Genomic DNA, 23,520 nt, shown 5'->3' on the forward strand with positions numbered 1-23,520 from the left:
TAATTTGCAAAAAAGAATTTAAAAAAGTTTATGAGAGATCAGAATTACATGAAAATAGATATAGTTGAAAAAATAAGTAATAAAGTCTGGAGGTGCGTTGATTTGTTGTATCAATCAGGAAGGGTTGATACAACTGAGCTTGTTTTATTTCTTCTTTCTGCCTACAAGGACGATGTTTTTCCAAATTTTCAAAACAAAAAAAACTATAATTGGTTTGAAGAATTTTTACAACGCCTACATGACGATTCATTTTACAATAAATTTATTAATGTTTATTCTGATAGTATAAAGAATATTCATCCTAAAGCATTTTCTGAAGTTGTTCACAGTCTATATGAAATCGATAAATATCAATTAAAAAATAATTTTTCAGAAGTATTTGAATATTTACTTCAAAAATTAATAGATTTTCAAGGAAAACGCTCGGGAGATTCCGTACAACCAAAAGAAATAAGCAGGTTAGTTATTGAATTAGCTAATCTAGATAGTCATGCAAAGGTTTATAATCCTTTTGCTGGTTTAGCTTCTTTTGGTATTCAACTTAAAGAGAATCAAGAATATCATGGGCAAGAAATAAACACGTCTACTTGGGCAATTGGCCAACTAAGACTGAAGGCCCACAATAAGGGATATGGTTACAGTTATGAGCTTGGCAACTCTATAGAAAATTGGAATGAATTTCAAAAGTTCGATCTTATTGTTGCTTCTCCACCATTTAAGATGCGCATCCCACGATTTTCTTCACAACACATAGCAGGAGGAGATAGTTATTATGATGTTGAAAGTTTTCTAATTGATAGAGGCATCCATTCTTTAAGTAATAATGGAAAACTTATTACTGTTTTTTCATTATCTTTTCTTTTTAGTCTAGGGCGTTTAGTAAAATTAAAAAAATGGTTAATTGATAATGATCTTATAGATACTATAATCACTTTACCATCAGGTCTACTTTCAAATACTAATATCCCTGTTTGTATAATTATATTTAAAACTATTTCCTCGAGACCTGGATATGTAAAATTTATAGATGCATCTAGTTTTTACAGTAAAAATGGCTCAAGAAATAAGATATTAAATGATCCTAAAATTATTGATCTTGTTAATCAAGATTCAGAAAATGAATTTCTGAGATACATTAGAGTCGAGAATATTTACAAAAATGATTTCGACTTAACGGTCGGGAGATATTTCTTACGAGAAATTCAAGGAACAAAATTATCCAATTTCACTTCATTAATAAAAGGTCTTAAGGCACCTGTCAATGAGCACATGAAACTTGTTCAAATTCGAAACCTTAAGGAAGATGTCTTTAATGGTACATTGACTAGTGATGAATTAAATTTTAGTAATATTAAACGTTCAAATTTTAAAATAATAGAAGAGTCTTGTTTATTAATTGCAACACAATGGAACACATTAAAACCTACTTTTTTTAAATATACTGGAGAGTCAATAGTTATACCTCCAATTGTAATAGCATTAAGACTAAATGAAGATATAATTAATCCGATATTTCTAATAAACGAATTTTCTGCGGGTTATATACAAGAACAGGTGGAAAGTTATAGAGTTGGTTCAGCTCAAGCAAAACTAAGAATAAAAGACTTAGGAAAAGTCGTATTTCAATTGCCTTCTATGCAAGAGCAAAAGGCGAAAGTTAGCGGAATCATTGAGCTCTCAGAAAGATTGAGGAAAATAGAGTCTGAAAAAGAAAACATACTCAGTGGTATTCATAAAGAGGAAACTGAAAGCTCAACATCTTTAAGTCATATATTAGGTAAGCCTTTACTTAGTATTGGTTCTTCAATAGAAATAATTCAAAATGCATTATCTAGTTTAGATCCAGATTGGAAAAGTTATTTAATTAGTCAAAAAAGACAATTTACATTAGTTGATGCTTTTGATTCTATTTCAAAAAATGTGAAATACATTCAGGAACTTGCAGACAAAAACACTTCGTTGGTGAGTGTGTCAAATTTTGAACTTAATGAATTACATTTCTTGAAATTCTTATCAGAATTTATTAAAGATGAAAAGAAAAGTTTAAATAATAATATTACCCTTGAGCTTGACATTCACGAAGATGTTAAGGAGCAAATGGACAACCAAGTACTAATAAAAGGGAATCCTCAAAAGCTTAGAATTGTATTGATTAATTTATTAGACAATGCTAAAAATCATGCCTTTACTAATAAACAGCGACCAAATAAAATTAATATTGAGATTTTACCTTTTACAGGAAATGTTCAAGAAGCTTCATATTACAATTATGATATTGATGGTAGGAAATCTTACGTTGAAGTTCGAGTCTCAAATACGGGATCTTCTTTTCCGAAAGACTTTACCTTAAAAGATTATGCACGTAAAAACTTTTCTGCAGGAAAAACAAGAAACAAAGGATTAGGAGGCTATGAAGTCAATGAAATATTAAAAGCTCATAACGAAGGTAAAAATGCTTTGAACATTGTTTCTAACAAAGAAAACTCGGAATACAGTACGACAGTTTCATTTATAATACCAATACTATAATGAGTAAGCCATATAACATACTTTGGATTGACGATGAGCACAATGATGAAGCTCTTCTTCCATTTATCTTACAAGCAGAACAGCAAAATATTATATTGGAAGGATATGGTTCTTTCAAAGAAGGTTTTAATGCTTTAGAGGCTAACATTAATTTTTACGACGTTATTTTATTGGACGCCTTATTTTTTGAAGATGAAAAATCAGAAACACCTAATCCTGCTGGTTTGGGTTCTGCTATTCAGAAAATAAATGAATTAAGAAATAAAAAATCGTTCCCTTACTTTGTATTGTCAGGTCAAACGCATTTTACAGAAGTTACAAACCCTATACTTGAGGCATTTAAACTAAGATGCTACAATAAAAAGAAATCTGATGATGTAATAGAATTGTTGCAAACAATAAAGGCTGAAGCCGACATGCAAACGGACCTTCAAATAAAACACGAAAACCAGTCATTATTTGAAGTGTTAAATGACTATCCAGATTCAGCAAGAGATACATTTATATCAATATTTAAAGGCCTTAAAGGTTTTGATAATCAATTTGACGATCAATTGTATTTTACACAATTAAGAATAATCCTTGAGACTTTGTTTAGAAGAGCAAATGCATTTGGCTTATTACACGATAAATGTGTACAAGTAAATGGTAATCAAGTTAATTTAACTGAATCTTACTTGTTTCTCTCTGGTCTAGATACCAATCACTATAACGTGAATTGTTCAATTACACATTTTCCTAAATTGATAGCGAACAATGTTAAAAATATAGTTCATACAACAGGAGCTGCTTCTCATACTTCCGTAGTTGATATAACTCAAAATATTCATATTCAAGCATATCGTAAAAATGTAAAAACACCTTACTTATTATATTCATTGGCACTGCAATTAATGGATGTATTGATTTGGTTTGAGGGTTATGTAAAGGTGAATAATAACGTGGCAACCAACAAATCATATTGGCAGGATATTGGGTACGATGCAGATGGAAATAAATATGAAATAGCAGAAATATCAAAAATAGGTGCTAATGGCTGGGCTTCAGCTTTAGTTAATAATGGAACTAAAAGTATAGGCGTATTCAAAGGAGATGTAGTTAGCAATAATCTTAAGATTGGCGATAAAATTAAATTTACAGTTAAAGAATCTTCTGTTGCTCAAAACATTACGAAAATATAACTATGCAACCACCCCGCACACCTCTACCCTATCTTTGCACTATTATTAATCTTAATTGTTAGTTATGAATACAAACGTAAAATGCCCAAACTGTAAAGAAGTCTTTAAAGTAGATGATAGTGTTTATACAGACATCGTAAAACAAGTACGTGACCAGCAATTTCAAGACGAATTAAATAATCGCTTGGAAACTGCTCAAAAAGAAAAACAATCTGCTTTGTTATTAAAAGAATCTGAACTAAAAAATACGTTTCAAGAGCAGTTGTCACAAAAACAACGCGAAATTGATGAATTAAAATTCAAAAGCAAATCAGAGCTAGTTGATGAGGTTTCTAAAAAAGAAAAACAAATTCAAGAACTGCAATCTAAACTTGACAGAACAGAAACTGAAAAAAAATTAGAACTTCAAAATGCGGTAAATGAGCTTGAAAAACAAAAGAACCAGCTGGTCAATGATCTGAAGCTCAAAGAGTCTGAAAAAGAGAATTTAGAAAAATCTTTAAAAGAAGATTTTAGAAGAGAATTAGATCACGTTGCTAAAGACTTAAAATTAAAGGACGAAGAAATAGAGCGTTTAAAGGACTACAAGCAAAAGCTATCTACAAAAATGATTGGAGAAACGCTGGAACAACATTGCGAAACTGAATTTAACAAGCTAAGGTCCTCTGCCTTTCAAAAAGCATATTTCGAAAAAGACAATGATGCTTCCAAAGGAACTAAAGGCGATTATATCTTTAAAGAAAAAGATGAAAACGGCAACGAAATCATTTCAATTATGTTTGAAATGAAGAATGAAAATGATGGAACGACAACCAAAAAGAAAAATGAAGATTTTTTTGCAAAACTAGACAAAGACAGAAGAGATAAAGGCTGTGAATATGCCGTATTAGTTTCTTTATTAGAGTCTGATGACGAGTTTTATAACACCGGGATTGTAGACGTATCCTACAAATATGATAAAATGTATGTGGTACGTCCACAATTTTTTATTCCTATAATTACTTTGCTTCGAAATGCTGGAATGAAGTCTTTGGAATATAAATCAGAGTTAAGTATTATTAGAAATCAAAATGTAGATATTACACATTTCGAGGACAAGATAAATGATTTTAAAACCGGCTTTGCAAGAAATTACGATTTAGCAAGTCGCCAGTTTGGAGAAGCTATAAAGGAAATTGATAAAACCATGGATCATCTTCAAAAAACTAAAGAAGCATTATTATCGTCTGTAAATAACCTACGTTTGGCAAATAATAAAGCAGACGACTTAACAATAAAGAAATTAACCCATGGCAACCCTACCATGAAAGAGAAGTTTAACAACTTAAAAACGACTAGCAAAAAATAAAATATGATCACAGGAGAAACTAAAAGTAAAATAGATAGAATTTGGAACGACTTCTGGACAGGAGGAATCTCAAACCCACTTACAGTAGTTGAGCAATTCACCTATCTCATTTTCATTAAACAGTTAGACGACAAACAGATTCTAATGGAGAAGCAAGCAAATCTGCTAGGTCTTCCTCTGGAAAAACCTATTTATACAAAAGAACAAAGTGCCTTACGCTGGAGCAACTTTAAAAATAAAGACCCGGAAACAATGTTCAATTTGTTTACCAGACCTCAACGGGATTTAGATGATGTTACGGCTTTCGATTTCATGAAAACCATTGGTGCCGAAGGTGGAGAATTTGCCAAATTTATGAAAGGTGCCATTTTTATGATACAAGCACCAAAACTATTAGATAAGGTGGTTCAGCAAATAGACCAGCTACCTTTAGATAATAGAGATACCAAAGGCGATTTGTACGAGTACATGCTTTCTAAAATAGCAGAAGCGGGAACTAATGGACAATTCCGTACCCCACGCCATATCATTAACATGATGGTAGCTATGGCACAACCAAAACAAGACGACATTATCTGCGATCCAGCCTGTGGAACAGCAGGTTTCCTGGTAAGCGCAGGTGAGTATATTTTTGACAACCACAACGACTGGTTTCAAAACAAAACCTTCAGGGAACACTTCAATACAAACATGTTTCATGGTACAGAGTTCGACCCTTCTATGTTGCGTATTGCAGCAATGAACCTCCAATTACACGGCATGGAAACACCGGTACTTTCAGGAAAAGATGCCTTAAGTGAAGCCAATGGTGATGTAGAAGATGCTTATACATTAATTTTGGCAAATCCTCCATTTAAAGGTAGTTTAGATTATGATGAAGTAGAAAGCAGCCTGTTACAAACCACAAAAACAAAAAAGACAGAATTATTATTCCTGTCCTTAATGCTACGCACTTTAAAAGTAGGTGGTCGTGCAGCAGTTATTGTGCCAGATGGTGTCTTATTTGGTAGTTCTAATGCGCACAAAAGTATCCGCAAGGAATTAGTAGAAAACCAAAAATTGGAAGCAGTAATCTCTATGCCTTCTGGTGTTTTTAAACCTTATGCAGGTGTTAGTACAGCCGTGTTATTCTTTACCAAGACCAATTCTGGAGGTACAGATAAGGTTTGGTTTTACGACATGAAAGCTGACGGCTATAGTTTGGATGATAAGCGTAATGAAATTAAAGAAAATGATATACCAGATATTTTAGCACGCTATACGTCATTGCGAGCGGACGCGAAGCAATCTCCCGAACATACACGCAAACGTACAGACCATAGCTTTTTAGTGCCTTTTGATGAAATTAAGGGTAACGATTGGGACCTATCCATAAACCGCTATAAGGAAATAGTCTATGAAGAAATAGAGTATGATGAACCTGTTGATATTATCAAAGATATTCAAGAGTTAGATGAAGAAAGAAAGAATGCTTTAATTGTATTAAATAAGCTTTTAGGATGATTGAAAAAGTATTAAAAGACTTAGTTGAAAAACCTATTTCAGGAGAATGGGGTACTGATGGAGGGGATATAAAAGTATTAAGAACTACAAACTTTACCAATGAAGGAATTATTGATTATAGTAATGTGGTTTTAAGAAATATTGATGAGAGGAAAGTAAATTCAAAAAAATTAAAACCAGGTGATATTATTATTGAAAAATCTGGAGGAAGTCCGAAACAACCTGTTGGAAGGGTAGTTTATTTTGATAATGAAGGTACTTATTTGTGTAATAATTTCACCTCAGTTTTAAGACCTAAAGGAGACAGAGTGTTTTCTAAATATTTACTTTATATTTTGTTTTCGAATCATCAATTTGGTTTTACAGGAAATTTTCAAAACAAGACGACAGGGATTATTAATCTTCAACTTACAAGATATATTAACAAAACAAAAATCCCACTTCCACCACTAGCCACCCAAAAAAAGATTGCAGCTATTTTAGATGAAGCAGACAAACTACGCCAACTAGATAAAAAACTAATTGAAAAATATGAAGCCCTTACCCAAAGCCTCTTTTTGGATATGTTTGGAGATCCTGTTACTAATAAAAAAGATTGGGAAACAAAGTCCATTGTTGAGTTGGTGAAAGATGAAAAATATTCACTAAAAAGAGGTCCGTTTGGTGGTGCTTTGAAAAAAGAAATCTTTGTTGAAGATGGTTATTTGGTTTACGAACAGTTTCATGCATTGAACAATGACTTTTCTATGGCTCGATACTTTATAGATGAAAAGAAATACAATGAATTAATTGGTTTTGCTGTAAAGCCTAAGGATATCATAATAAGTTGTTCTGGAGTATATTTGGGAAAGCTAGCAATAGTGCCAGGTGGTGCTAAAGAAGGCATTATTAATCAAGCATTGTTAAAAGTCACTCTAGATGAAAGTAAAATGCGAAATGACTTTTTTGTTTTTCATTTTACACAAGATAGTTTTAGGCGAACATTTTTTGATGCAAATAGAGGAGCAGGAATACCGAATTTCCCACCAATGAAGGATTTTAAAAAGTTTCCTTTTATTTTACCACCGATAAATTTACAAAATCAATTTTCTGAGCGTGTGCAAGCCATAGAAGCACAAAAAGCACAAGCACAACAAAGTCTACAAAAAAGTGAAGAATTGTTTAATAGCCTATTACAAAAGGCGTTTAAAGGGGAGTTAGTATGAATAGTAAAAAAGAATTAGAGGATTTGGTAAAGTTACTACCAAAAGAATTAAACTATTCTGTGGCTTCTAGTGGAGGCTATATTTATTCAGGAATTAAAATACCAATATTATTTGAATTTTTTATATCAGAAGATAGTATAGGCCTTAAATATCCAATTGGTAACCTAACAAAATTGAAAATTGAAGCAATTAGCACTTTACTAAATAATAATTCAATAGGTGAATTTAAGCATAGAACATATGGTATTAATTCTACCAAATGGTCTGTATGGGATCTAAATTTGGAAGGATATAGTAAAGTTGAAATAGCTGAAGTAGTTCAACAATTATTAAAGATTAAATTATAAATAAAAGACGTTTAAATAGAAATTAGTAAAATTTTAATATGGTAGAAATATTTTCAGAAATAGAAACCTTTTTTCAGCAAGAGCAATTTAGTCAAGAGCAACTGGATGCTCTTAAAGCAACTATTGAAGAAAAATATACGGATGAGCATTCTCGTAAACTAGCCATATCTGCCATTAACTTAAAATTATTACAGTATAAGTTATCAGGACCTTTAGTGGCAAGAGTAAATGAGAAAATAAAAAGGAAAAAGGAAAAGTTACGCAGTGAAAAAGGTAAAAGAAAAGCTATAAAACAGAGAAGTAAGACTAAGCTGAATCCTACTGAATCTTTTCATAAAAATTTTATAAATAAACCCTTACATAAAGTTGCAATCTATTTTAATACACCAACTAAACTTTTTATTACAGAATTAAATAAAAGAGAAGGAACTATAATAAAACAAAACACAAAATTTAGTGAAGAAATTTGGCAGGACAATAAACATTGGATTGAAAAAAGATTAAATTCTAAAAAACGAAATCCAAAAGGGACAAATTCTAAAACAATTAAAAGATCTCGTCCCAGTAATAAGCCATCGCCTGGTGTCTATGGTAAATTGGCTGCGTCTAAAAATATAGGTTCATTAATCTATACAAGAATGTAAAATCTACGCTTTTGGTGGGTAAGGTTTGGATTTTTGTTGTAGACTCTTACTATTTTAGATATAAACAGGATAAAAAGTACACAGAGCCATTACTAAAAAAACAGTTAACTGATTTAGAAGTATATAGAATAATGTATTTTCTTTACATGAAATTATAACGTGTAAAGAAAATTGAATTATCTTTACATGAAACGAATACGAATAAAGCTTTTATAAAATTGTTTACATGAGTTGGAAACCACAACTTCTACCCTATCCTCAAGATTTTGAAACTAAAGCAGTTTTAAAAAAACTAGCTTCTGTAAATCGTGCTTTGGCAGAACTTAAAGGTCTGGCCCAAACCATGCCACAACAAGATATTTTAATAAATACGCTGGCTATTCAAGAAGCAAAAGACAGCTCTGAGGTAGAAAATATAGTAACCACGCACGACGAAATTTATAAAAGCACCATCACCGAGGACAAATTCTTATCCCCAGCAACTAAAGAAGTTAAAAATTATGTGGAAGCACTAAAAAAAGGAGCGGCCATTGTTAAAAGTAAAAAAATACTATCTGTTAACGATATTATTAAAATACAAGAGGTATTAGAAAATAATAAGGCAGGTTTACGCAAATTACCAGGTACAACTTTAAAAAATGATAAAACAGGAGAAGTAGTTTTTCAACCACCTCAAGATGCAGAAGTTATAAAGGGACTCATGCAAAATTTAGAGCTTTATATAAATGATGCCTCTTTAAATGATTACGACCCTGTTTTAAAAATGGCAATTATTCATTTCCAATTTGAGAGCATTCACCCTTTTTATGATGGTAATGGGCGTACTGGACGTATAATTAATATTCTATACTTGCTCTTACAAGACTTACTAGATATTCCAATATTATATCTAAGCCGTTATATTATTGCCAATAAGCATGCCTATTATAAAAAACTACAAGACGTAAGAGATCATAACAATTGGGAAGCATGGATATTGTTTATGTTGGAAGGCGTAGAGGAAACTGCATACCAAACCATAGATAAAGTAAAGCTTATTAAAATCACAATGCAGGATATGAAAACGGTTTTGCGTACCAATTATAAATTCTATAGCCACGATTTAATAAATCACTTATTTAAACAGCCTTATACAAAAATCGAGTTTTTAAAAGATGAATTACATGTTAGTAGAGTAACTGCAGCTAATTATTTAAACACTTTAGCAGACGATGGTGTGCTAATAAAAATGAAGCAAGGCAAGTTTAATTATTACATTAATTATAGGCTTGTTAAATTGTTTACCAAATAGCATATGAGCAATTTTGAATTTATTAAAGCAGACTTCCCAGAGCTTTACAACGAAGCTGTAGAAGCAGAAAAATTTGTATTTACGGCACCAAAATATGCTGCTTTACAATGTCGAGTAACTTTAGAGCTGTGTTTAAACTGGCTGTACGACAACGATCCAAATTATGAACGTCCCTACGATACCAAATTAGCCTCGCTAATGTATCATGACGATTTTAAAAATGATATAAAAGCAAGTTTATTAAATGAGTTAACACTTGTTAGAACCATAGGGAATAATGCGGCACATGGTAAGCGTGTAACTTCTAGAGAAGCCCTTATATCACTCCGTAGTATCTTTAGGTTGTTATCCTTTGTTGGAATTAATTACAATCAGGAAGTGCCTAATATTCCGTTATTTAATGAAGATTTAATTCCAACAGGAAAGCTAAACGATAAATCTGTTCTAGACTTACAAAAGAAGTCAGATGCCATTGATACCTTGTTAAAAGAAAAAGCTACTCAATTAGAGCGGTCTTTAGAACTTCAGAAAGAAAATGCACTTTTAAAACTTCAGGTTAAAGAACAGGAACAGCTTTTATTACAACGAAAAGATGAGCGACATCTAGAAGTGGATTTTGATGAAGTGGTACCTGTATTAACCTCAGAAAAAGAAACACGTAAATTATTTATAGATGTGTTACTTAAAGAAGCAGGATGGGACAATCTTAAACAGGGCAGAGATTTAGAATTTAAAGTGAACGGCATGCCTACATCGGTAAATCCTTCTGGAATAGGATATGTAGATTATGTATTGTGGGATGATAATGGAAAACCTTTAGCAGTAGTAGAAGCTAAAAAAACCTTGCACGATGCTAAAAAAGGAAAACACCAAGCCAATTTATATGCTAATTGCTTAGAACAATTGACTGGCCAACGTCCAATAATATTTTATAGTAATGGTTTTGAAACCCATGTATGGGATGATGTTTTCTATCCAGAACGTCGTGTAAGTGGCTTTCTTACTAAAGACGAATTACAGTATCTTATAGAACGTAGAAGTACCAGAAAGGATTTAAGACAATATCAAGTTAACAGAGATATTGCCGGAAGACCTTACCAGTTAGAAGCAATTAAACGTGTTGCAGAAGCACTAGTAACAACCCATAATGGGGAGTTAAAAGGAAAGAACAGAGAAGCTTTATTGGTAATGGCTACAGGCAGTGGAAAAACTAGAGTTTCGGCTGCCATAGTGGATATGTTAACCAAAAGCAATTGGGCAAAGCGTGTGTTGTTTTTAGCAGATAGAAATGCCTTGGTGACTCAGGCAAAAAATGCATTCAAAGAGCATGTACCTCATTTAAGCGCCATTGATTTAACTAAAGAAAAAGAGGATAACGGAACACGTATCGTGTTTTCTACATATCCAACAATAATGAATCGTATCGATGGTTTGAAAAATGAAGATGGTCGGTTTTATGGAGCAGGTCATTTTGATGTAATAATTATTGATGAGGCACATAGATCAGTCTATCAAAAGTATCGTGCCATTTTTGAGTATTTCGATGCCATATTAATAGGTTTAACTGCAACACCAAAAAAAGATATAGACCATAATACCTACTCATTATTTAAAATTGAAGATGATAATCCCACCTATGCTTACGAGCTTAACCAGGCGGTACAAGACAAGTTTCTAGTACCACCAAAAGCCATAGAGGTCCCTGTTAAGTTTGTACATGAGGGAATCAAATACAAGGAGTTATCTGAGGAAGATAAATTGAAGTTTGAAGAAACCTTTATGGATGGAGCTTCGGGTGATGATACCGATGATATAGAAATAAACAAGTCTGCTATAAATCAGTTTTTATTCAATAATCAAACGGTAGACTTAGTGTTAGACCACCTCATGAACAATGGTATAAAAGTAGAGGGTGGCGATAAATTAGGTAAAACCATCATCTTTGCTAAAAACCACAAGCATGCAGTATTTATAGAAAAACGATTCAATAAAAATTACCCTGAATATTCTGGAAAGTTTTTGCGTGTCATAGATAATTATGAAACAAAAGCCCAAGATTTACTAGAAAAATTCTGTGAAGATAAAGTAGAGTTAGAACCTCAAATCGCCGTATCTGTAGATATGATGGATACTGGTGTAGATGCTCCTAGAGTCGTAAACCTTGTATTTTTCAAACAAGTAAAGTCCTATGCTAAATTTTGGCAAATGATTGGGCGTGGTACAAGATTAAGACCAGATTTATTTGGACCAGGATTAGATAAAGAGCATTTTGTAATATTTGATATTTGCGACAACTTTAGTTTCTTTGGAGAGTTTCCTGATGGTGTTAAAGGCACAAGTTCTAAAACATTATCAGAAAAAATATTCGATGCCAAGTTAAATATCTTAGTCGCCATTCGGGATAATACAGAAAGTACAGCAGAAGAAGATGTCTTAGCACTGGATTATACCAATCAATTGTTTGAAGTTATAAGTACCTTAGATCAAGAACGTTTTGAGGTAAGGAAACACTGGTCTCTTGTAACAGAATTTTGTAAAAGAGAACGTTGGGATAGCTTAACAGTTGGAGACGTGCACGATTTAAGCGAAAATCTTTCAGGTTTGGCACCCTATAATATAGGAGGCGATGAACGAGCAAAACGCTTTGATTTATTAGTACTCAATTTCCAACTAATGATATTATCTGGAAATGCAAAAGGGGAAGAAACCTACGTAAAACAGATTTATAACATAGCGCAAAATCTACATAAAAAGCGCAACGTCCCAAAGGTTAATGCCAAGTTAGAACTTATTAAACAGGTTCAAGAAGTGGAGTTTTGGAAGCATACCAATGTAAACATCGTTGAACATATAAGAGTGGAATTAAGAGATTTATTAAAGTTTATAGAACGGGAAGAGATGAAAACGATTTACACTGATTTTGCAGACGAAATTCATTTGGATAAGGTTAAGGAAGTAGACATCATGCCTACCTACGCTAAGCTTAAAAGTTACAAAGACAGGGTGGAGTCCTTTATACGTAAAAACAAATCGCATCTGGTTATAGATAAACTTCATAAAAACATTCCAATTACACCTAAGGAATTAGAGCTTTTAGAATCATTTTTATTCAATGATGAACTCGGAACAAAAGAAGAATATGAAAATGAATATGGAGACCAGCCTTTAGGAAAATTCATTAGAAGCGTAGTAGGCTTAGATATTGAAACGGTTAATATGCTGTTTGCCAACTTTATTGAAGATGAAAATTTAAAACCAGTTCAAATAACTTTTATACAAACTCTAATTAACTACCTAAACCATAACGGTACATTAGATAAAAAGCTATTGACACAACCCCCTTTTAATGAAGCAAGCGATGATGGTATCATTGGTTTATTTGACGATCATAATGTTAGAAAAATCGTTTCTATTATTGATAATGTGAATGAAAATATTGGCTAATTATTAAATTGAGCTCTCCCCCTTAAAACTTAACGACAATTCAAACTGTGCAATTACACTGCGCAGTTCTATTGTATCATTGCAGTATAAATCTTAAATACTGTAATTATGACTTCATATCAAAATTTCTGGAATGCTGAAATAGAAACACTTCTTCAGCAATTAGACGCTCCTCAATCTCTTGAAGATAACATCGTAGATACGTTACGAAGCTCTAAAAGAACTGGGATTTTTCCAAACCAAATTATTAACGCCTTACGTATAGGACTTTCTGTAAAAGAAGGGAATCAAAACATGGCTTTTGTTGCTTCAATGCAGAGTGGGAAATCTGGGACTATTTACTTTTTATGTAATTACGTATTACCAGCAATAGGTCTAATTAAGGAATTTGAGTCTATTTTATTTGTTACGAGTATGAGAGATACAGACTTATACGACCAAAATTGCCGTGTGTTAGAACGTGAATATTACGATTGTATTTCTGGTGATATGAAACCTTCTGTATTAAAGGTTATGAAAATGAGTGATTTCTTCAATCATCCGAACCCTCACAAAGTCGTAAACGAATATGATGTGCAGTTGATTGTACGCGATGAGGATCAATACGGTTCTGGGGTAGAGTCTTCTTTCGAGTTAGCCTTTTTTGCAGAGCTAAGATGTCGTATTCCAGATATTAAACTTTTAGCAGTTAGTGCAACCCCTTATGATATTTTAGATGCCCAATTTACAGGAGCCACAGATGTCGATGTGATTGTTGGGGTTCGTCCACCAGAATATTATGGAATTTCTGAAATGTTAGAAGATAATGTTATTGAAGATATTCCTGAAGGATTTAGACCTATTCAAGCTCAAGATCTTGATGGAGAGGAAATCTTTAACATACATCCTAAAACGGAAGAATATGTAAACTTTTTAAACACGTTTGAAAGTGGCTTGGGAATCATACGAGAATCAAATACTTCAAGAGCAATTGAATTAAGGAGATTGTTAAAAAAGGAATATAAAAATAAGTGTACTACTATTCTTATTGGCTCCGATATAGCATGCGACTTTAGCATTAATGAAGGAATAAAAGAGCTTTCAGATTTAATTCTAAAAAGAGGACAACGAGTTGTTCTTATAATTGTACAAGCGCTTACAGCTGGTAAAGATTTAGGCATTCTTAAAGAGAAAGTGCGTTTCGGTATCGAACCTAGAGATAAACAACTAGCTAATGGTGCCCAAGGAATCACTGGTCGTTTCTGTGGGTACCATGGTAACCGGAACTTCAAATTAATGGCTAGTAGAGGTCTTTTAGAACATTATGCACAATTTGAACAAGATTGGGAGATTTTTGCCGATGATGAATGGCGCAACAACTTGTTAAACAATAATGTGAAGGGACTAAGTACACATACAAAGTTTGTAAAAACACAAGTGGAAGGTTCATTCATCCCTGTTGAACAAATAGAAACATGGACCTATGAGCAACTATTAAGTGAAAAAGGCCGTGAGGCTCTGTCATTTATTGATAACGATGCTTACCATCGCCTACTGGATTATTTCGAATCAACCTTTTACAATGTTTCTACAAAAGGGGTTCGCTTCAATCAGAAAGGAGTAACGGTACGTATAGCTTCTGGTTATAATCAAGCTAGTAATCGTGTATATAAAAACTGGGAATGCAATTTAGCTTCAAATTTTGGAAACATCTTCTTTAAAAAGAATCCATACCAATATGGAATTTTAATCAGCAACTACCCTATCGATGATATTCGTAATACCTTAGGCTTTACTGGAATTAAAATCATTCAATCTGGAAAGAAAGAATGGCGTAATCAAGAAACTAGCGTACAGAATAATTCCATGTATGGTAATAACGAAGCAGCATAGCTGTAATTAATACTCTGTTTAATATTTATTTTTAGAGATGAAGACCAAAGAAGGAATACCAATTAATATGGAAGAAACAAAAATGTATATACATTATTCAGATAAGGAAATTCTTAATGTAGATTTTTCATATCTAATATTTAATGTTGATAGCATCAACAAAAAATTTGGCGATTTAGCCAATTTTGTAGCCAAGTATAATCTTTGGGGAGAAACAAATGGGAAGTTATATATTTTAAATGAAATGGTGCAACCACATGACAGACTACATCATTTAATTAATACAACCTTAAAACCTCTAGGTTTCAAGCAATATGACGACTTTGTCCTGGGATATGAACAACTCACAAAAGGTGCAAATGGATATGTTTCACCATTATTAGACAAAGATATCCCTGGAATGGAAGATGTGGAATGGCTTGGAAGTATGATTACCCGTGAAGGTAATTTTGTTTGGCACAGAGAAATCGATGATTGGGAAACCTATCTGGAATGGCGTCAAGAAAATCAACCACAATATTCTATGGGTTATTATCAAATGCTTCTAATAAAATACTTTGAGAAGTACGATCCACATAAACTCAAATTTGAACCAAAGATTATCGAGCATAGAGGCGATAAAGTAATTTTCGGAATGAAAAAACATAAGGGCTGTTTAGTTGCAAAAATAGACGCATTATTAGAATTAGATGATAGGTCCAAATGGGAATAAAACATATATAAAAAATTAAATCAAATCCAATGATCACAAACTCATCCCAGTACAAACAAAAATATTTACAGAAATTTAAAAATTTAACTGACAATGAATTAGCTGAAGAATTTAACCGCAAAGTTGGTATTAAGTATTTCAATTTTGCTATTCAAGGATTTATGGATGCAATGAGGGAAGAACTCATAAGAAGAAAAATTGATTTTAGCGAAATCGACCATGAAAATTCCATGTCTTATAAGAATAAAGTCAAAATTTTAAATTGTAAGATAATCAAAGAAATTTAGATTAGTAAAGAACCAAACAACATACATTAATAAAAAAAACGATATGAATTTAAAAAAAACAGCTATACAACCTTTTTCCGCTAAAGTAACGTTAGGTCTTGAATTAGGTTATACTCAAAAGACAATAAATAAATCGGCAATAATTACATTTATACAAGATTATCAAAACCAATTACTTATAGAAAAAGATGTCATTTTAAGCGTTTCGTTAAGTAATTGTGAGATTGTTTTAAGTGGCCAAGTTGAACCACACCTGAATCTAAATTTCATAAACTATCCGAAATTCCCTTTAGAAGTGAAAATACTAAAATTTGAGATTGAAAATTTAACCAAATCCTTGATGAAAAACTTTGACCAAAATAGAGTTGTTATTGAATATATGGATGAAACAATCATGTTTGAAAATTCAGAATTAATCGATCCTAGAATTATAATAAAATAAGTTGCTAAACATAGAAAGTCAGTGTTATGAAAAAGATAAGTATCATTTTAATTTTACTTTTAATTAGTGGTTATATAGTATCTAAAACTACAAATATTAAAAGATTGATTTATAACTATAAGACGGGCCAAAAAATTGATAGTCTCAATGGCGTTTACGTCTATTACAATGGCAACGTAGGAAACGTAGTAAAGAGAAACACAAAAAATGGATATAATATTGGGTTAGAATATCAATGTGTGGAATTTGTAAAAAAATACTATTATGACTATTTCAATCACGAAATGCCAGACAGTTATGGCCATGCCAAAAGTTTCTTTGATAAGAATATCCCAGATGGAAAAATCAATAAAAAGAGAGATTTAGTACAATATGAAAATCCGAGCAACTCAAAACCTCAAAAGAATGATTTAATTGTGATGGATGCAACAAAATATAATAGTTATGGACACGTAGTGATTATTTCAAAAGTTTTTGATAATGAAATTGAAATTATTCAGCAAAACCCTGGACCAAATGCTCCTTCCAGAAAAAATATAAAGATGAAATTAACCAGCAATAACAAATGGTTAATAGATGATGATAAAATTTTAGGATGGTTAAGAAAAGAATAACAAAACTTGAAACTATGAGTAAATCCATAATTATAGATTTCACCTGTCCTATCTGTAATAATTCTGAAAAGATGATACTATTTACATCTGTCACAGCTCCAAAAAGTCAAAATCTAAAAGAAAAACTATTAAATAATGAACTTAATATGTTTAACTGCACAACCTGCAAATCTAGCTGTAAAATTGAAGTTCCTATATTATATCACGATATAAATAAACAGTTTGCTATTTGGTATTCCATGAATAAAAGCTTCGTTCCTGCCCCACCCCTAAACAGGCATTATCTATTCAATGCTAAAGTTGTAAATGATTTGCAAATATTAAAAATGGAAATTTTACTATTAGAAAATCAGATACTAACAATTGAAAACAAACCTAAAGATGAACTTTGATGTTTTGGGTATATTTAAAAAAAATTAAAAAGTAAAAAAATAATCATATGGAACTAAATAAAGTAAAAGTAGATGGTATAGAGTATGTATACTTAGGATTGCTTATGGATGCAAGTTGCGGTCCAGATCTTAATCCACCTAATGAAAACACAAAATTAGCTTGGTACGAAAAACTAACTTCAGACAGCTGTGTTATAGCAGCTGCATCTTTGGGAATTTTATATCATGATTTAATAGACCTTGGAGATAGTTTTATTAAAGAGGATTACAGTGAATTTCTAGAAATTATATATTCAGAAGAATTATCCAATTTCACTAATAAATGGTTTGAATGCAATGGAAGTTTATTTAAAGAACCTATTTTTCTAGATGGAACATATGGCTCCTATTCGGCTTATGGTAATCAAGAACTAGATATAGATATCAGTGATAGTATTTTCATCGACTCCACTAAAGAAACTGAATTTTTAAAAGAACTAGAGAGTATAATAGATTTGTTTAAAGTTAAGTCATAAAAACAAATGTAAGTTGAACATTAAATATTTAAAATAAAAAAAAGATGTGCACTGCTAAAAAATATAAATATTTAACCCATCTTCCAACTCCTGTATATTTAGAACCGCATACATATGATCTCGTTGATGACAAAGAGTTTTGTATTCCAGATGGTCGCATCCCATTACTCATAGCTACTCAATACGGTATTTTTCCAAGCAATAATTATAATGAAAAAAAAGATTACAGTCAATTACAAGGCTTGGAAAACCAAACTGTAGGATTTATTGGTAGAGCATACCTATCAAGCCGTGAGTGTGAAAATATAATTGAATTCTTTTTAAATCCGGATACATTAAGTAAAATAAGAAATAAGGCTATTACTATCAACCTAAGTCTATGGAGTAAAGAATCTTAATTTAGTTAAGTAAATTAATAAAGTAATCATCAAACAGAACTGCAAACAATCTCACACTTCCAACGCATACTCCTTCATTTATTAAAATATAGGCTAACATTTGATAATTCATAAAATAAAAATTCATCATTTTTCAACATGCAGTTCTAGCATTATAATTCAGGATGGGCAGGTAATAAGGTGTTCGTCAGTCGTTCCATTTTGTTCCATAAAACATATCTGCAAGCCATTCGGTATACGTTCGGTATACCGTTTTTTAAAAACACTTCTTATATCCTACTCAATTTAGCATTTATAAGGCTTGCATATACCATAAATAGCACCACTGCGGCGACACGTCCTCGTTGGCACTATTTATTTGTTTTATTACACACATTCTCTCCCTCCTCACCCGTAGCTACTCTTTACCCCAAACCCCTATAAGGTATGCGCTTAGGCGCATGCCTTTTTTATTGGGGTAAACCGCTACTTCATAAATCGCGAGCCTGCTGGTCGCTTCGGGCAGAACCTACAAAACTTTTTAATGCATTGAACAATTGTACTTTAATTAAAATACATATATCACTTAAAATCCAGTTGGCATAAGTTTGTAGGTTCACGGGTGTCACATTTTTTGAACACATCCAGCTTGCAAATAAGATAACCCTACCTGCGCAGGCAAGAACCTCATTCTTATACAGTCAAATCCTTCATTAAAAGAACAAACTAATAAACTTAAGGGGTTATCATATTTCGCAAGAAACGCAAGAGCACCTCATTCAGTCGGCCATTCCACTCAAGCTTAATAGTTTTTACATTACGGGTTGGCTTTAGTTAAAGTCCATAAAAATTCTAACAAACTAAGACCATCGATAACACTTTTAAAAACCCGGAACACCAACCCTTAAATGAAAACTATTCCCAAAACCTTCCATGGCCTCCATCAATCGGTGCACTTGCCAAAATTGGAACATGCAGTTAACATCCACATCATAACGTCTAACTAGAAAAAAAAATCAAAAAATCCGCCACCCTTGCGGTAAACCGTTGCTGTGGTACGCACTTATGCAAAATAATGCAACGTGCTATTACCACACCACCCTAACTCCACTCGCAAACGGCTCGCACCTTTAGATTACCTGCCAAAGAAAAAAATCAAGCTTCCATAGGGAAAATTCAGTGAAGAAAAAAAACATTATTTAAAAAAATCAAAAAAATAAATACCGTTTTTTTATTAAAAACTTTCCTTATATATTTACTTAAACCACCTAAAATTAAGCCACTTACAATGAGAATAATCCCACCTGACACCTATTTTGGTTGCTTATTAATTGATTATCGAGGTAGTAATCTGAATCTATTAAATTCAAAGGAAGGACACGATGTTAAACGCATAAAAATTGAAAAGTCACTTACCCTTGATAAAGAACAAATTGAATATGCCTGTTTTAAATTAAAAGTTTATAACAAGGAATTCCTTATTGTTCTAGACGGTTGTCTCATTTATGAAATTAAAAAAACAAAGGACAGCCACAAGTATTGCCTAATTACTGATTCTTATATAAATGGCTTCAGAACCTTTAAATGCTCCAACCAATTTATAATTACCACCAAATTGATTTATTACAACAATATAAGTGAAACAGATGCTAGACAGGAATCTTTTTATCTCACGCTAATTCTAAAAAATAACAAAGAAATTAATAACTTATTTATCTAAAAAAACATGATTTTAAGACAACACAACATTAACAACGAAGAAGAGTATTTAAATTCTATTCAGGTTAGAAACAATGAATTGTTACATCATCTTGTTCATAATAACTTTGTATTACCAGAACAAACGCCTGTTGAAATTCATCCATATATTTCAGAATTTAATCTTGGCCAATATGATAAATATATAATTGGAACTTTTCCTCCTATTAGTTATTTGCGTGATAATCAATTACTACTAGATAATGGTATGCATCACCTTATGCAACCTAATGGCAAAATGTTTGACGCTCCAAAAATTCCATTTTATCATGGTAATAGAAATTCCATGTGGGATATACTATTAGAAAATGATGAAGCTGAAGATATTTTCAATCATCCAGATCGCATTGAATCCAAACAAGGATTAAAAAATTTTCTAAATAACAACAGCATAAATTATTCCGACATTATTTATTCAACCCGAAGAGAAAAATATACATCCGAAGATAGTGCTTTAGGTAATATTGTCATTAATGAAGATTTATTCAAGCATATATTAAGTAATATCAAGGTCGATAGATTACTTTTTAACACATCTAACGTTTTTGGTATCAGTGGTTTATCAATACATAGAAATATGAATGTTAACCCTATGGGCAGTATAAATGTGAAATCAGGTGGGGCATTTGACTTCTTTTTTAGAGGTTTACAAGATAGAGGGGTTAAAGTTGAGTTTTGTTTATTAAATGATATCAATCAAGTGATTTTTGATTGGTATGAAGTTAATGCAACCAATGCGGTTACACTAAACTTAATGTTTAAAACAAAAATAATTATAAAAACGCGCATATCAATTCCTGCAAATAATCCTTTATTACAGAACACCATAGCTATTCAAAAAGAATATTTTATAATAACACCTTTTAGTCCAGCAGCTGTAAACAGAGGTAAATTGAAGAAAAACCATATAATAAACAATTGGCTCCATAATAATGTTGGTCAAACACCTACTCGGCTATTAAAAAATATTTACAAAGCATTTGTCAATTTTGATGTTAATGACCAAAAATTTCTATTAAGTCTAAATCATTAAAATATGAATAATAATAAAAAAGTGAGCAAAGTTAGTAGCCTACCCTCTGCCAACGCTTTTACCCTATAAAGTTCAAGCCCTACGGGTTTTGAACAAAACTTTTTTAAGAAAATAATGTCGTTTGTATGCCATCCATTTCACTAAAAAACTTTTATCCAAAAAACTTGACAGGGTATCCCCGGCTACAGCTATACGGCTTTCTTTTTTTTCTTTTCTTCTGAAAAATTAATGCTAGGGGTTTGTCTTATAAACAGAAATCTCTAGCTTGATGATTAAGTATCGACACCCTTTAAATGAAGCGAGATACTTATGAAGTTTTAACAATAAGAACATAAAAAAAGACTCTTAATTTAAGAGCCTTTTATCCTGTTTGAATCCCAATAGGAATCAATTACTTTTTGAAATATCTAAAGAGGAAATTAAGGAATTTTGATACCACATAACTTACCGAAGCCCCTATACTAGCCATAACTATAGTAAATAAAATATTATCCAAACTAATATTAAAAACGATAGAAAATAAAGTACCTCCTAAAAATCCAACCCTAGTATTTAATTCCGTAATGTCCATTTTATTCCTGTTTATCTGAAGTACCATCGGCAACAACAGCTTGACTAACTGTGGTAACCACAGTTCCAGCCACAGTTAAATAAGTGGCAATTGTAATCACCAAAGCTGGCATTGCAATCGGAGCAGCAATTATAGCTCCTCCAGCTGTAGCTAAGGCAATGCCTATATTTCGTAAAGTTTTGAAAAACTTTGGAGTTGGTTTTGAATAACGATCAATTAAATTCATAATCTTAAGATTTAATAATTAATAAAATAGGTTCTTTGCGCTCAAATGCCTGATGACAAAGAGAAAGTAATTTTTGCATAGCTGGTTGTGAGGACCATCCCTTCCCTATTCCTGTTAACTGACTTACAGGTGCCAGGCAACCTTCTAATTCCTTTTGAGCATCATTTGCAGGATGGATTAATATCAAATTACGCTGAGAAACGCCTATAACTTGCAAGTGATTCCTATGCTTACTAGAAGAACGAGCTTTCAATTCGTAAACCCCTTCCGGAATACAGGACACTTCACGTTTATTGTCTTTCCAAGGCAATTCAATTATAAAGCAGATAAAATGCCCATTGACAAAAAGGGCACTATTCGTGCCCTCTTTAAAATACTGTCTTTGAAGCAGTAAATCCATCTTACAACGTATCTACTAATGCAACAGAAAGTGCATTGTAAGCCCCGTTTTTCAATGGGTACATCTCACCATTTACTTCCTGGTAGAACTCAATACCAACCACCTCAAAAATCGGTAACACCGAGTTTGCAGTAAGTGCTACGTTCAACGCTATAGGAGCCGTGTCCGGAGCTGTGTAAGGTAAAATCCCTGAACTCGCAGTTTCAAAAACAAAAATTTCATTTAAGAAATCCACTTCAGCAGCACCCATTACAAGGTTGAAATGCGTAGTTCCTGTAGGCGCTGCAATTCGCACCGTTGGACTAAAGGCCGCTAATGTAACATCAGCATTCCCTGTCACACGATCAAAAGCTGTAACAAAAGGAGCGAACAAAGTTGAAGCTAGTTTTCCGTTGAGGTTAAACTCAAAGTTTAATAAATCACTCAAATTTCCATCTTGAACCGTACGTTCCCCTCGAAGGTTTACAGCATCCGTTTTAATAATGGCTACTAGATCTTTAGTCAATCTACTTACCACTCGTTTGTCTTTGGCGTTTTGCAACAGCACACGAATCGCATTCCGAATCAGCTTGCCGGCTTTGCCAGCACGCCCAAATTCAGAACCATTCTCACGTGTACGTTGAAACGCAGGATCATTCGCGATACGGTTGCCATCAATACCACCCTTGGTACGTGCCAAATGACCGTCGCTACTTTTGTAAAAGGAAATATCATCTAATGTCCCTTTTAATTTAATAATACCAGTTTGTCTTGCCATGATTGTAAAATTTTTTATTTAAATCAAAACTCCGTATCTTTAAATAACTATCCCAAAAGCACCTCCCTCCTA

General features: G+C 32.4%; 21 protein-coding genes. 18 read left to right on the forward strand and 3 right to left on the reverse strand.

The window, feature by feature from the left end; genetic code table 11:
- Window positions 1–30: 30 nt before the first annotated feature.
- The 18 genes from FVF61_RS07230 to FVF61_RS07315 all read left to right on the forward strand — a co-directional run bounded on the left by FVF61_RS07230 (window position 31) and on the right by FVF61_RS07315 (window position 21,494).
- On the forward strand, window positions 31–2,529 hold the full coding sequence (locus FVF61_RS07230) for an N-6 DNA methylase (RefSeq protein ID WP_148454842.1): 2,499 nt from the start codon (window positions 31–33) through the stop codon (window positions 2,527–2,529).
- Window positions 2,529–3,710, forward strand: a complete 1,182-nt coding sequence (locus FVF61_RS07235; protein WP_148454843.1) for a hypothetical protein — start codon at window positions 2,529–2,531, stop codon at window positions 3,708–3,710. Before FVF61_RS07230 ends, FVF61_RS07235 begins: the two co-directional genes overlap by 1 nt.
- A 64-nt stretch (window positions 3,711–3,774) precedes the next feature.
- On the forward strand, window positions 3,775–5,058 hold the full coding sequence (locus tag FVF61_RS07240) for a DUF2130 domain-containing protein (RefSeq protein WP_148454845.1): 1,284 nt from the start codon (window positions 3,775–3,777) through the stop codon (window positions 5,056–5,058).
- A 3-nt stretch (window positions 5,059–5,061) separates the two neighbouring features.
- Window positions 5,062–6,561 (forward strand): class I SAM-dependent DNA methyltransferase, encoded by a 1,500-nt coding sequence (locus tag FVF61_RS07245; protein ID WP_148454848.1) that lies wholly within the window; start codon window positions 5,062–5,064, stop codon window positions 6,559–6,561.
- On the forward strand, window positions 6,558–7,766 hold the full coding sequence (locus tag FVF61_RS07250; protein ID WP_148454850.1) for a restriction endonuclease subunit S: 1,209 nt from the start codon (window positions 6,558–6,560) through the stop codon (window positions 7,764–7,766). The genes FVF61_RS07245 and FVF61_RS07250 overlap by 4 nt, the downstream gene beginning before the upstream one ends.
- Window positions 7,763–8,113, forward strand: a complete 351-nt coding sequence (locus FVF61_RS07255) for a hypothetical protein (protein ID WP_148454852.1) — start codon at window positions 7,763–7,765, stop codon at window positions 8,111–8,113. Before FVF61_RS07250 ends, FVF61_RS07255 begins: the two co-directional genes overlap by 4 nt.
- 38 nt (window positions 8,114–8,151) lie before the next feature.
- Window positions 8,152–8,757: a hypothetical protein gene (locus tag FVF61_RS07260; protein ID WP_148454854.1), complete on the forward strand. Its 606-nt coding sequence runs from the start codon at window positions 8,152–8,154 to the stop codon at window positions 8,755–8,757.
- 226 nt (window positions 8,758–8,983) lie between these two features.
- Window positions 8,984–10,048 carry a Fic family protein gene (locus tag FVF61_RS07265; RefSeq protein ID WP_148454856.1) on the forward strand — a complete coding sequence of 355 codons (1,065 nt, stop codon included), beginning with the start codon at window positions 8,984–8,986 and terminating at the stop codon, window positions 10,046–10,048.
- 3 nt (window positions 10,049–10,051) lie between these two features.
- The gene (locus FVF61_RS07270; RefSeq protein WP_148454858.1) at window positions 10,052–13,492 is read left to right on the forward strand and encodes a DEAD/DEAH box helicase family protein; all 3,441 of its coding nucleotides are present in this window, start codon (window positions 10,052–10,054) and stop codon (window positions 13,490–13,492) included.
- A 108-nt stretch (window positions 13,493–13,600) separates the two neighbouring features.
- Window positions 13,601–15,364 carry a hypothetical protein gene (locus FVF61_RS07275; protein ID WP_148454860.1) on the forward strand — a complete coding sequence of 588 codons (1,764 nt, stop codon included), beginning with the start codon at window positions 13,601–13,603 and terminating at the stop codon, window positions 15,362–15,364.
- 37 nt (window positions 15,365–15,401) lie between these two features.
- Window positions 15,402–16,076, forward strand: a complete 675-nt coding sequence (locus FVF61_RS07280; protein WP_148454862.1) for a hypothetical protein — start codon at window positions 15,402–15,404, stop codon at window positions 16,074–16,076.
- Window positions 16,077–16,105: 29 nt separating this feature from the next.
- Window positions 16,106–16,363: a hypothetical protein gene (locus FVF61_RS07285; protein ID WP_148454864.1), complete on the forward strand. Its 258-nt coding sequence runs from the start codon at window positions 16,106–16,108 to the stop codon at window positions 16,361–16,363.
- A 43-nt stretch (window positions 16,364–16,406) separates the two neighbouring features.
- Window positions 16,407–16,805, forward strand: a complete 399-nt coding sequence (locus FVF61_RS07290) for a hypothetical protein (protein WP_148454866.1) — start codon at window positions 16,407–16,409, stop codon at window positions 16,803–16,805.
- A 26-nt stretch (window positions 16,806–16,831) separates the two neighbouring features.
- A complete protein-coding gene (locus tag FVF61_RS07295; protein ID WP_148454868.1) occupies window positions 16,832–17,419 on the forward strand; it encodes a CHAP domain-containing protein in 588 nt (195 codons plus the stop codon).
- A 14-nt stretch (window positions 17,420–17,433) separates the two neighbouring features.
- Window positions 17,434–17,811: a CpXC domain-containing protein gene (locus tag FVF61_RS07300; RefSeq protein ID WP_158635196.1), complete on the forward strand. Its 378-nt coding sequence runs from the start codon at window positions 17,434–17,436 to the stop codon at window positions 17,809–17,811.
- Between the two features lie 47 nt (window positions 17,812–17,858).
- The gene (locus FVF61_RS07305) at window positions 17,859–18,326 is read left to right on the forward strand and encodes a hypothetical protein (protein ID WP_148454872.1); all 468 of its coding nucleotides are present in this window, start codon (window positions 17,859–17,861) and stop codon (window positions 18,324–18,326) included.
- 44 nt (window positions 18,327–18,370) lie between these two features.
- Window positions 18,371–18,724, forward strand: a complete 354-nt coding sequence (locus FVF61_RS07310) for a hypothetical protein (protein WP_148454874.1) — start codon at window positions 18,371–18,373, stop codon at window positions 18,722–18,724.
- Window positions 18,725–20,429: 1,705 nt separating this feature from the next.
- Window positions 20,430–21,494, forward strand: coding sequence for a hypothetical protein (locus FVF61_RS07315; RefSeq protein WP_148454876.1), 1,065 nt, complete (start codon window positions 20,430–20,432; stop codon window positions 21,492–21,494).
- Window positions 21,495–22,066: 572 nt separating this feature from the next.
- On the opposite strand, the gene FVF61_RS07325 is transcribed toward FVF61_RS07315, so the two are convergent.
- From FVF61_RS07325 to FVF61_RS07335, 3 genes are read right to left on the reverse strand one after another with little or no spacing between them, the layout of a single operon-like run.
- Window positions 22,067–22,291, reverse strand: coding sequence for a hypothetical protein (locus tag FVF61_RS07325; RefSeq protein WP_148454880.1), 225 nt, complete (start codon window positions 22,289–22,291; stop codon window positions 22,067–22,069).
- Between the two features lie 4 nt (window positions 22,292–22,295).
- Entirely contained in the window at window positions 22,296–22,691 is a 396-nt protein-coding gene (locus FVF61_RS07330; protein WP_148454882.1) for a DUF5675 family protein, read from the reverse strand.
- Window position 22,692: 1 nt separating this feature from the next.
- The gene (locus FVF61_RS07335; RefSeq protein ID WP_148454884.1) at window positions 22,693–23,448 is read right to left on the reverse strand and encodes a hypothetical protein; all 756 of its coding nucleotides are present in this window, start codon (window positions 23,446–23,448) and stop codon (window positions 22,693–22,695) included.
- Window positions 23,449–23,520 lie beyond the last annotated feature (72 nt).

This window comes from Xanthomarina maritima (assembly GCF_008084905.1).
Lineage (GTDB): Bacteria > Bacteroidota > Bacteroidia > Flavobacteriales > Flavobacteriaceae > Xanthomarina > Xanthomarina maritima.